At 66.8% G+C, this 15,230-nt stretch carries 18 protein-coding genes and 1 pseudogene; 18 read left to right on the top strand and 1 reads right to left on the bottom strand.

Annotated elements, in window-relative coordinates; genetic code table 11:
- Window positions 1-171 precede the first annotated feature (171 nt).
- On the top strand, window positions 172-1,413 hold the full coding sequence (locus M878_RS73515) for an IS110 family RNA-guided transposase (RefSeq protein ID WP_023549669.1): 1,242 nt from the start codon (window positions 172-174) through the stop codon (window positions 1,411-1,413).
- Between the two features lie 64 nt (window positions 1,414-1,477).
- Window positions 1,478-1,570, top strand: a pseudogene (locus M878_RS96615) (IS5/IS1182 family transposase); the annotation flags it as partial.
- 50 nt (window positions 1,571-1,620) lie between these two features.
- Here the strand turns inward: M878_RS96615 and M878_RS97665 are convergent.
- Window positions 1,621-1,962, bottom strand: coding sequence for a hypothetical protein (locus M878_RS97665; protein ID WP_158692744.1), 342 nt, complete (start codon window positions 1,960-1,962; stop codon window positions 1,621-1,623).
- Between the two features lie 413 nt (window positions 1,963-2,375).
- On the opposite strand from M878_RS97665, the gene M878_RS73510 reads away from it, so the two are divergent.
- The 16 genes from M878_RS73510 to M878_RS73440 all read left to right on the top strand — a co-directional run bounded on the left by M878_RS73510 (window position 2,376) and on the right by M878_RS73440 (window position 15,210).
- Window positions 2,376-2,717, top strand: coding sequence for a hypothetical protein (locus tag M878_RS73510; protein ID WP_023549668.1), 342 nt, complete (start codon window positions 2,376-2,378; stop codon window positions 2,715-2,717).
- 48 nt (window positions 2,718-2,765) lie between these two features.
- Window positions 2,766-4,907: an LAGLIDADG family homing endonuclease gene (locus tag M878_RS92375; protein WP_245238409.1), complete on the top strand. Its 2,142-nt coding sequence runs from the start codon at window positions 2,766-2,768 to the stop codon at window positions 4,905-4,907.
- A 75-nt stretch (window positions 4,908-4,982) separates the two neighbouring features.
- Window positions 4,983-6,128, top strand: coding sequence for a PD-(D/E)XK nuclease family protein (locus tag M878_RS73505; RefSeq protein WP_031225599.1), 1,146 nt, complete (start codon window positions 4,983-4,985; stop codon window positions 6,126-6,128).
- A gap of 92 nt (window positions 6,129-6,220) precedes the next feature.
- Window positions 6,221-7,105 carry a hypothetical protein gene (locus M878_RS92370; protein ID WP_023549665.1) on the top strand — a complete coding sequence of 295 codons (885 nt, stop codon included), beginning with the start codon at window positions 6,221-6,223 and terminating at the stop codon, window positions 7,103-7,105.
- Between the two features lie 323 nt (window positions 7,106-7,428).
- Window positions 7,429-7,857: a hypothetical protein gene (locus tag M878_RS73495; RefSeq protein WP_158692743.1), complete on the top strand. Its 429-nt coding sequence runs from the start codon at window positions 7,429-7,431 to the stop codon at window positions 7,855-7,857.
- A 23-nt stretch (window positions 7,858-7,880) separates the two neighbouring features.
- Window positions 7,881-8,372: a hypothetical protein gene (locus tag M878_RS73490; RefSeq protein ID WP_158692742.1), complete on the top strand. Its 492-nt coding sequence runs from the start codon at window positions 7,881-7,883 to the stop codon at window positions 8,370-8,372.
- Window positions 8,373-9,011: 639 nt separating this feature from the next.
- Window positions 9,012-9,365, top strand: a complete 354-nt coding sequence (locus M878_RS73485; protein WP_023549661.1) for a hypothetical protein — start codon at window positions 9,012-9,014, stop codon at window positions 9,363-9,365.
- 254 nt (window positions 9,366-9,619) lie between these two features.
- Window positions 9,620-9,928 (top strand): hypothetical protein, encoded by a 309-nt coding sequence (locus tag M878_RS73480; RefSeq protein WP_023549660.1) that lies wholly within the window; start codon window positions 9,620-9,622, stop codon window positions 9,926-9,928.
- A 56-nt stretch (window positions 9,929-9,984) separates the two neighbouring features.
- Window positions 9,985-10,302, top strand: coding sequence for a hypothetical protein (locus tag M878_RS73475; RefSeq protein ID WP_158692741.1), 318 nt, complete (start codon window positions 9,985-9,987; stop codon window positions 10,300-10,302).
- Window positions 10,303-10,329: 27 nt separating this feature from the next.
- Window positions 10,330-10,521: a hypothetical protein gene (locus M878_RS73470; RefSeq protein ID WP_023549658.1), complete on the top strand. Its 192-nt coding sequence runs from the start codon at window positions 10,330-10,332 to the stop codon at window positions 10,519-10,521.
- A complete protein-coding gene (locus M878_RS73465) occupies window positions 10,518-10,952 on the top strand; it encodes a hypothetical protein (RefSeq protein ID WP_023549657.1) in 435 nt (144 codons plus the stop codon). Before M878_RS73470 ends, M878_RS73465 begins: the two co-directional genes overlap by 4 nt.
- Before the next feature lie 151 nt (window positions 10,953-11,103).
- The gene (locus tag M878_RS73460) at window positions 11,104-11,823 is read left to right on the top strand and encodes a hypothetical protein (protein WP_158692740.1); all 720 of its coding nucleotides are present in this window, start codon (window positions 11,104-11,106) and stop codon (window positions 11,821-11,823) included.
- 93 nt (window positions 11,824-11,916) lie between these two features.
- Entirely contained in the window at window positions 11,917-12,465 is a 549-nt protein-coding gene (locus M878_RS73455; protein ID WP_158692739.1) for a hypothetical protein, read from the top strand.
- A 339-nt stretch (window positions 12,466-12,804) separates the two neighbouring features.
- On the top strand, window positions 12,805-13,680 hold the full coding sequence (locus M878_RS73450; RefSeq protein WP_023549653.1) for an N-6 DNA methylase: 876 nt from the start codon (window positions 12,805-12,807) through the stop codon (window positions 13,678-13,680).
- A 126-nt stretch (window positions 13,681-13,806) separates the two neighbouring features.
- Window positions 13,807-14,055, top strand: a complete 249-nt coding sequence (locus M878_RS73445; RefSeq protein ID WP_023549652.1) for a hypothetical protein — start codon at window positions 13,807-13,809, stop codon at window positions 14,053-14,055.
- 519 nt (window positions 14,056-14,574) lie between these two features.
- Window positions 14,575-15,210 (top strand): hypothetical protein, encoded by a 636-nt coding sequence (locus M878_RS73440; RefSeq protein WP_023549651.1) that lies wholly within the window; start codon window positions 14,575-14,577, stop codon window positions 15,208-15,210.
- The last annotated feature ends 20 nt before the right edge of the window (window positions 15,211-15,230 follow it).

The following is a 15,230-nucleotide window of genomic DNA, read 5'->3' as shown; positions in this document are numbered from 1 at the left end:
GTGACGTCGAAGGATCTTGGTGCGGTTGAGTCCGTGTGGAAGCTTGGCGCGAGGGCTGGGGCAGGCGCCCTGGACTGTTGCCTCTGAGCACGTGAGTCAGATTCCTAAGTTGGCTGTGCCCTCACCAGGCCGGGGTCGTTTGGCGATGACGGCCTCCGAGGGGGTGGCTTTATGGATGTGCTGGTCGAGAGAGTCGCTGGACTCGACGTTTCCAAGGGTGATGTGAAGGCCTGCGTCCGGGGGCCGATCTCCCAGGGTTCACGACGCTACCGGGATGAGGTCCGCACCTTCTCCACGATGACCAGGTCGTTGCTGTTGTTGTCGGACTGGCTGGCCGAGCAGGACGTTCAGCTGGTGGTGATGGAGGCAACAGCGGACTACTGGAAACCAGTGTTCTACCTGCTCGAGGAACGGTTCGAGGTCTGGCTGGTCAACGCCCGCGACATCAAGCGGGTGCCAGGCCGTAAGACCGACGTCTCCGACGCCCGTTGGATCGCCCAGGTGGCTCAGCACGGGCTGGTCTCCCCGTCCTTCGTGCCACCACCGCGCATTCGTCGACTCCGTGACCTCACCCGGCAACGCACCAGCCTAGTCCGAGAGCGTTCCCGCGCTCTGAACCGGCTGGAGAAGGTGCTCGAAGACGCGGGCATCAAGACCTCGCTCGTGCTGACCAAGACGCTGAGTATGTCTTCCCGCGCCATGATCGAAGCACTCATCGCCGGTGAGCGTGACCCGGTGGTGCTGGCCGATCTGGCCGTCGGGAAGGCCCGCTCCAAGATCACCGACCTCCGCGAGGCCCTGACCGGCCGCTTCGAAGACCACCACGCCTTCTTGACGTCCCAGGCCCTGGCTCACATCGATTCCGTCGACGCGCAGATCGCCGCGTTCGATCAACGCATCGATGCCGAGACCGCGCCCTTGCGCCGGCAGCACGACCTCCTGGTCACCATCCCCGGCGTCTCAACCCGCCTCGCACAGGTAATGATCGCCGAGACGGGCGCCGACATGACACGCTTCTCCACCGCGGCCGCTCTGGCAAGCTGGAGTGGCGTGGCTCCTGGAAACAACCAGTCCGCGGGCCGAAGTTACTCAGGCGCCACCACGCACGGCAACATCTGGCTGAAGGGCGCCCTCGGCGATGCGGCAGCCGCCGCGGCACGCACCAAGGGCACCTACCTCAACGCTCACTACCGACGGCTGATCAGACGCATGGGCAAGAAACGCGCACTCGTCGCGGTCATGCACAAGATCGTCATCGCCACCTGGCACATGCTCACCAACGACACCGACTACCAGGACCTCGGACCCAGCCACTGGCAACAGCATCCGCACCAGGTCAAGCGACGGCAGCAACGGCTCATCGCCGAGCTGAGCGCCCTCGGGGTCGACACCTCCGGCCTCGCACCCGCTTGATTTCCCGTACCCCAGCCGCACTGCCGGGGCAATCAGCCCTGCCCTCGTGCGGCCATTTTCGAGTCAGATCCTGCGGGACTGTCGCCTCAAAGGCAACGGCGTTCACCAGGCCATGCTCGGCATCGCCCGACTGCACAATGTCGCCATCACCGACTGACGCATACCTCACAGAACAGCTGCCGGCCGAGGCTTGCTGCCGTTGACTGATCAGTATGACCGGGAGTCACGGTCCCGCAAGGCGCTGACACCGTTGACATCGGCGAAATACTGATAGGCATGAGCCTGGCGGCGTGCACCGTGAAACCCTCGGGTAGCCGCCGCTTCGATCCGATGCACCTCAGGATTGGGCGGCATCCTCCGTCGTTCTCGGCGTACAAGCATGACCATAGGCACGGCCAGAATTGCCACCACGGCCACCAGCGCCGCAATTAGGTAACCCATCATTCCCCCGTAAACGCCTCGGACTGTCATCATGATCGGCGGATCGACTTTGCTCATCGAAAGCTGCCCGACCACCGTACTGACCCGTTTGCCCGATGTGAACGGCATGTTCCGGCACTAGGACTTGGCTGAACCTTGCCGTCGTCCGGCAAAGTTCAGCCAACGAGGCCCTACCTCGCTCCCGACGCACGCGTCAGATATGCGGGACAGCCTTTGGCCTCGCCGCCTCACTTGTAGAAGCGTGGCGCTGAGCTGACTCCGCCAGCCCAGCGCAGTGGCGCGTCAGGCTGGAGCGGGCTTGGGCGCCGCGCTCGGGTTGCGGTCGTTTCATTCGATCTTGCTGCTTGGACGGCCGGGAGTGGCCCGTGTCCTGGCCGCTCACTGCCCGGTGCTGCGTGTTCCCGGAGTTGCCCCACCTCATGAAGATAGTAGAATAATCTTAGCTAGGAGGGGGTGTTCGGTGCAGGGCAGAACCGTGGTTGCAAAATAGGTTGCGATACATCGAAAGAGAAGGAGGAGAGGTGACCCCGGTGCAGCTCGAACTGTCCATCGCAGTCATCCGCCAGCCGGACCACCCGGCGGGCAAGCTGAGCATCCAGGAGCGATTCGAGGCGTTTCATGAACTCAACCCTTGGATCCTCCGACACCTGGAGACCCTCACCGCCGACTGCGTCGAGCGCGGCCTCACGCGCATCGGCATCGGGATGCTCTTCGAGGTTCTGCGCTGGCAGTACGGGATCGCCACGCAGGGCGAACCCTGGAAACTCAACAACGACTTCCGGTCCCGCTACGTGCGACGCCTGCTTGAGCTGCACCCCGAGTGGTCTTCCCTGTTCGAGATGCGGAAGATTCACACGGTCTAGCAATAGGCCAGTACCCATCAATCACTCTGGAGATTATCTGTGTCCACCATGACCCCGCCACGTCTGCGCACCCGGAAGCCGACTGGCATCGTGCCGTGGCCGAAGATCCTCATCGAAGGCGAAGAGAAGGCTGGGAAGGCCCAGCCCCTCGATGCGCTGATCGCAACACCGCAGGGCTGGTCACCCATGGGTGACCTCCAGGTCGGAAGCGAGGTCATCGGCTTCGACGGCCGGGCCACCACGGTGACATCGGTTCTCGACCGAGGCATGCTGCCCATCTACCGCCTAACCACGTCCGACGGAGCTTCGACCGAAGTTGCTGACGATCACTTGTGGCGTGTCTGGACAACCCGCGACAAGCACCGTCAGAAGAGCGGCCGACGGATACCTCACGCTGGCCGCGTCCTCACGACGGAGGATATCCGGGACAGACTCGCTCGGGGCGACGTGATGCATCTACCGATGGTCGCCCCCGTGCACTATGAAACCGGCCCGGACCTTCCGCTGGATCCATACCTCCTCGGGCTCCTCCTCGGCGACGGCGGGATGACCCCCGCGAGCGCGGTGTTGTTCTCAAGCGGCGATCCGGAGTTGCACGACGCAGTTGAGGCCGCTCTCCTGGAGGGGGACCGGTTGCGCCGGGAAGCAGATGGAGTCTGCGCCCGCATCACCGGAGGGGCAACCCTCACTCTGCTGCGCGAGCTTGGTCTGCACGGACGGCGCAGCGAGCACAAGTTCATCCCAGAGCCGTACCTGCGCGCCACGCCAGATGAACGCCTGGCACTGCTGCGCGGCCTGATGGATACGGACGGTGGCATGGAGAGGGCTGCGGCGACGTACTCGACGTCCTCCCCTAGCCTCGCGTCCGATGTCCGTGAATTGGTCGAGTCCCTGGGCGGGACTGCCTCGACACACACCAAGCCGACGTGGTACCGCGGGCCGGACGGAGACCGTCGCGATGGCCTGTTGTCGTACCGAATGAGGGTGCGTCTGCCCCGCGGTGTTTGCCCGTTCGTGCTCCGACGCAAGGCTGAGCGGTGGCAGCAGACCCGGCCGACGTTCGTCACAGGACCGATCCGAACTGTGGCCGAAGTGAGCTTCGTTGGGCACAAGGAAGCCCGCTGTATCGAGGTCGCAGCCGACGACCACCTGTACGTGACCGAGAACTTCCTCGTGACGCACAACTCCTACCTCGCTGCCCAGTTCACTGGCTCGAAGCCGACCGGGCAGGCGTACTGGCTGGAACTCGGCGAGGACACAGCGGACGAGTACGCGAGCGTGCCGGGGGCGGATTACCTGTTGATCGAGCACAACGGCACCTACCGCGACATCCTCGGTCAGATCGAAGCAGTGCATGCGGAGGCGAAGCGGGCGGCGGCCGCGAAGGAGCCGCCCGTCGTTCTGGTGGTCGACTCGGTCTCGCTGTTGTGGCGGATGTTGGTGAACTGGACGCACGAGCGGGCCCGCCGCTCCCCGCAGGGGCAGCGCAAGCTGCGGCAGGACCCTGATGCCGAGATCAAGCCGACGATGAATCTGTGGAATGACGCTTACGAGCGGTGGGCGAACGTGATGTACCTGGTGCGTACGATGCCGGGCATCGTGGTCTTGCTCGCCCGGGGCAAGGAGGTCGCTGCTGTGGACGGCAACGGTGACCCGATCCCGAATACGAAGGACTGGCGGGTGGAGGGGCATAAGTCCCTCGCCTACGACGCGACGGTATGGGTGCGTCTGCGGCGCGGCCAGGATCCGCAGGTCATCGGGGCTCGGTCGCTGAAGTTCGAGGTACCGCGGGACGGCAAGCCGATGGCGCTGCCGGACTTCAGCATCGAGCAGTTGGTGTTCGGCCTGATGGGCTGCTCGGTGCGTACCCAGCCGAGGGTTACTCCTGAGCTCACCGGTGACCTGGCGCAGCGGTGGCTGCCGAAGGTCGAGAACGCGTCCAAGGGCGGTCTGGATGAGCTGAAGAAGCTGTGGACGGAGGCAAGCGCGGACGAGGAGCTGTCTCGTGAGGAGATCCGCGTGGTGCGGGCGGCGATCGAGCGGCAGGCCGCGGAGCTGAAGAACTCTGAGCAGCTTAGCGACCCGACTGGGGATGCGGCGCGGTTGCGTGCCGCGGCGGCGGAGCAGGACGCGGCGGCCGAAGGCGTCCCAGAAGAGCCGCGCCTCGATGTCGAGTTCACCGCCGCCTGATCTTCCTCTCGCCGTCTGATGCCGGGGCCTGCCTCGCGTATGCCGGGCCCCGGCATGCCCTTTTTGGAGTTCGCTGTGACCACGCACGTCGTTGCCTCGCCGGCCCCGGTGTCGATCTGGGGTGCGGCACATGCCGCTGTTGCCCGCCGCCCGCGCTCCCGTCAGACGCAGCTCGGCGCCTCGGACACCATCTGTTCGCGCAGGGCCGGATACATCCTGCACGGCGCTGAACGCACCCACAGCCCGGATATGCGGGCGGCGATCCTCGGCACCTACATCCACCTGGGCCTGCTGGAAGATGCGCGTCGAGAGTACGGGTGGCTGGTGGAGCGCACCGTCACCGACGAGGTACTGCGCGGCCACGTCGATGTCGTTCAGCTCGATGCGGTGACGGCGGCACGGCTGCCGAAGCGGCACCGGCCGGTCGAGCCCGCCGACGTGGTGACGGTGGAGGACGTGAAGACGAAGTCGGGAAGGGTCTGGGATCGTGTGGTGCGGTACGGGCCAACGGCGGCTGAGATGCGGCAGGTCATGCTGTACGCGGACCTGCTGCGGACGGTCGGGTTCGCCGACGTGCCGGGGCAGCGGTATCTGCACCGGCTGGGTCCCGTGGATGTGCAGCGGGTGCGGTTCCGTTTCGTGTGCCGCGACACCGGTGATGAGCATGTGCAGGAGTTCGACTTCGACCCGTGGTTGGCGTCCGAGGCTCGCTGGTGGGTGGATCGCGTGCTGGACGCGGCCACGCCGGAGGAGCTGCCCCGTGATCACGACGGTCCTGGGCTGTCGGTGATCTGCGACAACTGCCCCTTCCGGGATGCCTGCTGGCCAGACGTGCCTCCGGGAAGGCCTGCGCAGACGATCCTCATCCACGACGACGCCGATCGCGCCCAGGCCCTTGCGGACTACGTGCGTGGCCACGAGCTGTACCGGGAGGGCAAGCGGCTGAAGGAGCTGGCCCGCGCGAAGCTCGACGACTCACCCGAGGGAAACTACGGGGCAAATCACCTTGGTTGGAGCGGCGGTAACCCCAAGGAGGAGCCGAACGTCGTCGCGATGGTCGAGCGGTTCGAGGATGCCGACTTGGTCGTGCCGATGGTGCCGGATACGCAGGCCATGGTGGAGATCCTGCGCCGGGCCGGCATGACCGTGCCGATGCGAAAGGCCGCTGGGCAGAAGACGCCCCGCTCCATCAAGGTCAGCCCCGCCCGCACGCCCGTCTGACCGGCCAGTGGCCGCCCGCACACAGTGCGGGGCTCTCTCCCGCGCTGCCGCTGTTCATCTCTTCGTTCTGCACTGCCTTGGAGGCCTTCTCCGTGACCATCCTGCGTCGCCACCTCAGCACCGGCTTCACGGTGCTGCCGACGACCACCCTCGAGGACTCGAGGCTGTCGTTCCGCGCGCGGGGCATCCTCGCGTTCCTCGTCGCAAAGCCGGACTCGTGGAGGGTACGCGCGGAGTCGATCGCGGCAGCCGGGAAGGAGGGCGTTGAGGCGGTCAAGACGGCGCTTCGAGAGCTGAAGGATCACGGCTACTACCGGGTGGTGACCGAGCGACTCAAGGACGGGACGTTGAGGCGGATCACAGAGGTGTACGACACAGCACAGGAGTGGGCGGCCAAGGAGTACCGCGCGCTGGAGCGGCGGCGGGTGGCGCGCAAGCGAAAGCAGCAGGCTGCTGCGGAGGCCGACGTCCAGGCCGGGCCTGGGGCGGACGCCTCGGGGCCGGAGGTGCCTGAAGCCGAGGGAGCAGTCGGCGGGACCGACAGCGGGTTTTCGGGCGTCGGTTTTCCGGATGGCGGTTCACCGGACGGCGGATCCTCGGGCGATCTAGTTAGTACCCAGAGCCAATATCCAGAGGAGAACCCCCCTACCCCCACAGCTGACGCTGCGGGGGCGTGCGAAGCTGCGCCGACACCAGATGTGGAGCGGGGTTCGTGTCCAGCGCATCCGGATGGGCAAGGGCATTCGTGCCGTGGGTGCGGTACGAGTCCGCGGCAGCTGCGAGAGCAGCAGGAACGGGCACAGAGGGAGGAGTTCAAGGCCCGGGAGCGGGCGGCGAACGAGCGGGTGCTGGAGCAGGTGCGACGCAAGCCCGGTCAGTGCGGTCTGTCGGAGGTGGCGCGAGCGCAGTTGGAAGCGATGCGCAGTACGGGCCGGGCGGCCGTCGAGCGGAGGCGGGAGGTACAGTCATCTCGTTAAATAGGCTGCGATTCATCGACAGAAGGCAAGTGGGGTGCCCTACTTGCCACCCCCACACTTGATAGTAGAATAAGTCACAGTAAGGGAGGTCCGCGGGCTACACCTTGGAGATCACCGCGATTGCCGACTCCATCTGCTGCGGACCCACCTCCCAGGTCCAGCCGAGGGCTCGCCGGGTTCTCAACTCCATCGTGAGTCAGCTTGAGGATCGGGTGGACGAGGTCTCCGACAGGCGCCTGACGCTTGCACAGAAGTAGCTTTACATCGGTGCGCACTGCGAAAAATAGGCCAGTGCGCATCGCCCGAGTGAGATGGGATTCGTCATGTTCGATGCGACCGCTGAAGTGGCCGCAGTCCGCTCCGCCTACGGGCCGGAGGAAGAGCGGGCGCTCGCCGTGTACGGCGACGTGGTCGCCGCGTTCGACGCGGCAGGCTTGCCCGCGTACGTGGAGACGCGCGGCGGCCTGGCGATCTGCGCCTACGCCCCGGACGGCACGATGATGGTGGTGGCCTGCCAGGACTTCCTGCCTCTGAACCGCGCCATGGTCACCGGCTGGCACCTCGCGCACGTCTCGGAGGACGGGCCGAGCCCGAAGTGGCGGTGCATCGTCCACGACACAGTGCCCGACGATGTGTGCTGCGACGAGCCCGGCGACCTTCGCCTCGGGCCGCTTGTCAACGCCGCGAAGGCGCACCTCGCTGCCTGCGACCACACCCGGGAGGCGGCTGCGGCGGCAGGCGGTGCCTCGTGAACCTCACTGATGACGACGTCACGATGGCCGTGCGCGACTTCTTCACCCCGGCCACACTGAAGGAGTTCATCGATCTGCCGGATCACCTGGCGCGCCTGCGGTGGGGCGCGCGGCAGTTCGAAGGGGATGACCGACCGCGCACGGTGCGCCGGCTGGAGGGTGAGCCGGACGCCGGATGTCTGACCCAGTGGTCGCCGTCGCCGAGCGGGTTCGTCTACGAGGTCGAGGCGCCGGCCGGTACCCGGTCCGGGCTGATGATGTGGCACGACGTGCACACCGTCATCGAGAGGCGTCTGACGCCGGTGCGCTACGGCGCGCTTTGCGAGGCAGTCGAGGCGATCGCCGCTCACGATGCGGCCTATATCCCGTGTCCCGTCCCGTTCCGGACTCCGGAGATTTGGGAGGCCGCCTTTCACCGCGCGTGGGCCCGGCGGTCCTCCGAGTTGGCGCTGCGCGCCTCCGCTGCTCTGGACGCGATCTGCCCGGCCGCGGTCGCGCAGCCGGCGCTGTTCTGATTCTGCTCAATCCGCAAGAAGGTCTGGCCTGTTGATTACCTCCACGACTTCCACCTCCTGGACCGAGTCCGCCCCGTGCGCGGGAGCCGACGGCTACGTGCCGACGGAAGCCTTGGTGCGTCGCCCGCGCGACCTCGTGGAGGTGTGCACGCCGTTGATGGAGGTGTGTGCGGTGTCCTGTCCGTTCGTGCTGCGCTGTCATGAGCGGGTGCGGCCGGAGGCCAGTCAGTTCGATGGGGTGTGCGCCGCACGGGTCTGGGTGAACGGACACGTCATCGCGACCTCGGAGGGCGCGCCGGCATTGCCGAAGCTCGCATCGCGGGCGGGGACGTGCGGGACGAGTAGCGGGGTGAAGGGGCACCGGAGGCTGGGCGAGCCTCTGTGCGGAGAGTGCCGGGTGACGGCGCAGCGGGCGGATACACGTCGGGCCGGTGCGGCGAGTATCCGTAAGCGGTCCAGCCGCAGCAGCAGCCGGGGACGGTCGGCGAACCGGGATACGGCCGCCGCCTAATACAGCCCCCACCCCACCTGAGCTGGGGAAACGTGTTTGACACCCCCTCCCTAGATAGTAGAATAATCCTCAGTTGAGGGAGGGAAACCCTCGACCAACCACCTCACCGAGGCGAAAGGACTCCCCACATGCACACGATGGCGCCGAACCCGCTGACCGTCTGGCAGATCGCCACTGAGCACGGGATCTCTGAGGACCAGGCAGCAACTGCGGTCACCTGGGCCTCCCACATGACCGTGCACGCCTGGGAGGCGTACGCAGACAGGTTCGGTTTGGTCATCGAGGACGGTGACGCGATGGAGGCGTGGTTCCGCTCGCTCGGTCCGGGGGCCAGCCGTGCCGTCATCGATGAGGCCGTGACCGCGGTGATCGGCGCCGAGAACGTACTGGCGGAGGTCTACCGGCAGCGGGATGCCGAGCAGGCCCGCGGCCGCTCACGTCGGCCGATGCGGACGAACCGTCCTCGCGTGCAAATCCGTTGACCTTGGCCTCGCTCTCTGGAGGATCTTTGGCCCGCATGCTGACGGCCGCCCGGCCTGGCCACGGTCCGGCTTGCCGGTACGACAGGCGCGGCTGCCGCTGCTACGTCACGGAGCACGGCTCGAAGGCCGAGGCCGCTGCCGCACTCAGGCCTCCTGCTCACAACTGCTGAGCCAGATCACCACCGACGGCCCGCCCAGTCATGGGGCGGGCCGACGCATGCCGCAACCCCACTTCACGGAAGGACAACCCTCTGATGGGTGCCGTCGAATTCTTCACCACGGCCACCGGCCCGGATCTCAAGGCCGCTTTCAACGCCGCGCGAGAGGAGGCGCAGTGGGAGCACGGGCACGGCGGCTACACAGGCTCGATCGCCGAGAAGTACGAGGTATCTCTCTTCGACGAGCCTCGGCGCAGGGAGAGTGATGCCCTGGCCCGCGCTGAGGAACTGGTCCGGGCCGGAGACCCGCGCATCGATGACAAGTGGGGACCGGCCGGGGCGCTTGCGATCACCACCGCCTCTGGCGACGAGGGGTGGCTGTTCTTCGGTTTCGCCACCCATTGATGTTCCTCGGTCCCGGGCCTGGCCCGACCTGCACCAATCCGAAAGCGTTCTCACCCGTGCTCGACAAGCACCTTCCCCTGGACGCGACTGCCGACGTCATCGCCAAACTCACGCTGACCAGCGGGCAGATCTCTCGCGCCAACCGCAGCATGCAGCGCATCGTCCGCCACGCATGGACCAGACAGCGCATCCTCAAAGGGCGCATCGGCTATGACGAGTTTGCCGACACCGTGGCCGCGCGCGACTGGGCCCGCCTGTTCGAGGCATGCGCACTGATCGAACTGGGCCGCAGCCACGAAGCCGTCGCGTTCATCCTCTCCGCCCAGGCCCATCGCACACCTGACCAAAGCCGGACGCACGACGACTCGCACTGACCTGCGGCCGGCACCCGAAGGACAACCATGATCCTCAGCCCACGCGAGATCGCCCGCATCGGGCTCCGCGACTACTACCCCGAAGACGACTTTCCCACCCGGCGGTTGGCACTGAGAGCCCGGCGCGCCTTCAAGCGCCGTGACCGGCAGCGCACCCGCGCTGAAATCGTCACCGCCCTCGCCTACGACAGCCACGCCGACGACACGAAGGACTCATGAGCACCGACACCCCGAGCAGCGCCGAGTACATAGCCCAGCAAGCTCGCTCCCTCTTCCAACTGCTCACCGCTCGTCTCAAGGATGCCGACAGCCCGCCCCGTATGGACCGTTGGTCCGCCGAACTGTGGGCTGTAACAGAGCCGGAGGTACGGCGCCATCTGCTTCTGCTGGCTGCCTGGGAAGCCCGCACGGCAGCGTGGAACGAACAATGCGCTGACAACGTCGAGGGCCGGTACGCGCGGGAGTTCACCCAGTGCGCGTCCTCCTGGGTCAGGCTGCACCCTGGCGAGGACGCGGACGCTTTCTGCACGGGCCAGCATCCGGCCGCCTTCGCGGCATCCTCCCTCGCCTTCGACCGGGACGACCTCCTCGTGTCACTGGCGACGGCATTCCGGCTCATCGCCCACGCAGCTCTGAAGGACTGCCCATGAAGCGACGCGACCCCAACAACTCCTCCATCACCACGCGGCCACGGCAGGCGGCCTGCGACGGAGACAACAGCGCGTACTCAACTGACCTCGTCCCCGCTCCCCTCCTCACGCTCGTGACCGACACGGCCTCGTGCTCGGCCCGGAGTGGCAGGTGAGCGGTCTGCTGAGCAGCGCCCTCCTGGTGCACCCTCTCGGTTTCCACTGTGCGCTGGACATCCACGCGAACACGCTTCAGATCAGTGCATTCGTCACCACATCCCGTAACCCAGCACAGGATGTTGAGGCCGTCACCGTCACGATGCCGGTGGAGGATGCCGATGGCGAGGCCGTGGCCGAGATGCTCCACAACGAGGTGCTTCCGCACTTCGGGCGCCAGGACGCCATCGCCGCCTTGAGGCTGCTCAGCATGCCGCTGCGCGACGCGAAGATCCCAGCTGTTGCCCAGGGGAGCACCTCGCGCACCGAGATCGAGCTGAGGCTGGGCGACGGTGGAAACCCGGTGATCACCGTAGTCATGACCTCTCCGCATGACGACAGCGTGCAGGTCGGCCTTCTGCTTGACCGGCTCACCACCGACCGGGCCATTCGATGTGCCCGAGCCGCACTCCATGACCAGCTCCTCACGGTAGGGCCCACGCGCGGCAGGTTCGCTCCCGACGTGGACACCGTCCTGGACGCTCTTCCTGGCCTGAGCGCCTCCCAGTCGCAGGCCGGCCCCAGATTCACGATCATCCGGACGCCCGACGACGCTCTCAAGATCCGTCATGACGCGCATGCCATTGCCCCTGACGCCCCGCTCGGGCTGGCCATCCCGGATACCACCGTCGCCACCGCCTATGCCGTACTGCGCGCCTACACAGCAGCCGAGTAGACCTCAACTCCCGTGCCGATGGTGCACATCGAGGCGGGCCAAAGCAGGAATTAGTTACCAGGCACGACAGAAGCGGACGACACGATGCGAGGGTTGTGGAAGGTGCAGTATGCGCATCCTGAGGGCGACGATGGTCAGTGGATGTACCTGATACCCCACCGGCAGGCGCGCACTGAGAAAGCGGCGCGCGCCGAGGCTGCGGCGGGACACCGCGCGAACACGGCCCGGCTCATCCGGCCACAGTGGGCTCGCGGCATGGAGGTTCAGGGGGTGGTATTCCGGCCGGGTGTCTTCTCGCAGGAGCGGGCTCTGGCGTGGATCGCGCTGCAGCGGGGCGGGGCAATCACTGAGCGCGGTTGGCTGTTGCCGGCCGAGCGCGGCGAGCGCAGCCGGGATGAGTGGTGGCGCAGTGAGGTTGCCGAGGACCGTGAAGAGTTGCGAGGGCGGGTTCAGGGTTTCGGCGTGACGGTCCCCGATGCCGTCGGCTGGCCCAGAAACCGGTCGGCAGCGTGGGCTGTCGAGCCGCACACGGACCGATTCGGCCGCATTTGGTGGGACAAGGTGCGGGCGGAGGTCCACAAGTCGGGCATGTCCTGGCTGTGGCAGACGCCGTACGGCGTGGCCTGGATCGACCAGGGCTGACACCCGCATTGACCTGAGGTTCCGCAGTTGCCCCCACCCCGATAGATAGTAGAATAACGCTTGAAAGGGAATTCAGGAACACCCCAACCCGCCCCAGCAACTCGGGGGCGGGTCTTCCTATGCCCACACCCCCATACGGAAGGTGATCATCCCGTGACGCAACTCGACTTGTTCGCGGACATCGTCGACGAGCCGGAACCGATACCCGCCACGTTCACCGCAGGACCCGGGCGAGGGAGAGCAGCACCCGCCCCATCGCACCCGAAGCCCGCACATCCAACTCCCTCGCAGCCTGCACGGCCTGGTCGCGGTCCGCGAAGGTGGCCGCACGCACTCGCCATGGAGATCGGTGAGGCGGTCGCGGCCACATGGCACAAGCAGCACGGCGGCACGGCCATCGAGGCACCCATCGGTGTTGTGGCTGCACTCTCGCTCGTACAGCGGAAGGACCCCAGCGGCCCGGACCTCAAGACACAGATCTTGAGCCTTGAAGGCCCTCAACTGATCGGAATGCTCCGGGAGATCTGGTCCCTGCACTGGATGCACCGCCCGGACCTAATCGACCGCGCTCGGATCCTGCATGAGTGGCTCAACGACGACGTCGACGACCACCGGATGTACGCGGTGCGCGCAGTGGCGAAGATGGCGCTGGAGCGCGGACTGCTCGATCTCACAGCACACGAGGACCCTTTCGATCGCTCCACCACCGACGTGCTGTCCCCGGTGATGATGTGCCTGCGTTCCCGCGGCGCCCAGCAGGGGCTCGGGGAGTTCCACACTCCGGCCTCCATCGCCGACACCATGGCCTACAGCATCTTTGTCGAGACCATGAACAGCTACGACACGCTGAAGGGCGCCAATGGCGGGGAGCACATCTACGATCCAGCCTGCGGCAGTGGCGGACTGCTGCGTTCGGCCGCGCAGAAACTGCGGGAACAGGGCCTGGACCCTGCCGACTTCCAGTGGTCGATGTGTGACGTTGACGAGATCGCCGCTGCGTGCGCGGCAGTGAACGCGATCATCTGGGATCTCGGCCCGCGCGTAACGGTCGCCTGCGACGACTCTCTGGCGAACCCGAACGCGATCGAGGACGCCTGGAAGCGGGCGCGTGCAGTAGTCGAGCACCGGGACGAGGTAGTCGGCAAGGCGCGGATCATCGCTGCCATGCGCCAGACCCAGCACCTGCTGGAGCGAGCTACAGCCGTCGCCGCCTGAGCGACATCCCCACCCCACCTGACCTGCACTAACGCAGTTGACCCCACCCCGATAGATAGTAGAATAATTTCAGGAGCTGGGAGGGGAACCCACCACCCAGCCGACCGCAGACAGGAAGCACCCCTCGTGACCGACACCGTCCACGCCCTGCTCATCGACCCCACCGGCACCGTCAGCGACCTCCGCCTGAGCACCGATCCGCACACCCAGGCCCGGCAGGTCCACGATCTACTCGGAGACGACGCTGAGATCGTGGGCTACGCCCACCACGAAGGCGGCTCCCACACCGTCGCCTTCGCCGGCGAACTCCGCGAGGACCTGCCGCCGAACCTGCCCGCGGCCCTCGCCCTGGTCCTCCTTGATGAGGCTCGTTGAATTTCCCCACCCCGCACTCAGGGGTTCCCCAGACCTGCTCACCTTGTCTCCCCACCCGCGACGCGCTGACCTGCGGACGGATGCCACTCGGGAGGGGCCGCCCGATAGCTAGCCAGGTCCAGGGGCGGGACGGACTGTCCAGGGTGGCCGAAGGCCAGCGCGCAGCGCCGCCGCAGGCGCCCTTGACCGGCCGGCACGGCCCGCACACTCCACGAGCGGGCGGCCCCGGCCCTCGTTGCCGACAGCAACCACCTGGGGAACGAAGAGCAGCCCCGGGGAAATTCACGAAGCCTCATCATCGACACCTCCCTCATCGTCGTCAATCTCAACGGGCCCGTCCTGTTCGCTGGCTTCGCCTCGTGCGGACACCTCACCGACCTGACCCCTACGGCGATCAGCCTGATCCGCACCGTCGAGCCCCGCATCCCCGGCACCTTGCCGACAACCGGACACCCCCGCGGCTGACCCGTACACGAACTCGCCTACTACTCACGCCTCTTGGACAAGGGAACCACCGGCATGACCGCCACCGACACCGCGCCCACCGCCGAAGTCACGCATGAACCGACGCAGCACCTCCTCACCGAGATCGACCTGTACCTCCTGGCGAAGCCCATCGCGGATGCGCTCGGCGACGGCTGGAGCGAGGACGACGACGAGACCCATGTGGACGTGGACAGGGCGATCAGGCTCCACCACACCGACGGCCGCGCGATCGGCATACGCCACCTGTGGCGTGGCCAGGCCGTACAGACCTTCGCCATCGGCGCCCCGTCCCCCGAGTCCGGCGACAAGACCGCCTCGTCCACCGGCAACAGGCTGCCTCCGGGAACCCGCTACAGCACCGGCGTCCGCTTCACCACCGACTCACCGCTCGACGAGATCCTCAACTCGATCCGCACCGTGCTGCTGCCCGCCTTCGACGGCTACCGCCCTCCCCTGAACGCCAACGGCACCCGCATCCTGCCCACCCCGGCAGGCGACGAGCAGGCCGCCAGCACCGACCCTTCCCCGGAGACCAAGGCGGCCATGGCGGCGCCCGCACCGGCGAATGCCAAGAGGGGCACACGCCGGTCCACGGCGCCGGCCAACCGGACAACGAAGTCCCGGGCCAACCGCAAGCCGCGCCGGGCTGCTGCCACAGCCGCCGCCTGACCAAGCCAGCCCATCTCAAC

The organism is Streptomyces roseochromogenus subsp. oscitans DS 12.976, from assembly GCF_000497445.1.
In the GTDB taxonomy this organism is placed as follows: domain Bacteria; phylum Actinomycetota; class Actinomycetes; order Streptomycetales; family Streptomycetaceae; genus Streptomyces; species Streptomyces oscitans.
The sequence above is the reverse complement of the archived record's forward strand: the minus strand, read 5'-3'. Positions and strand labels throughout refer to the sequence as shown.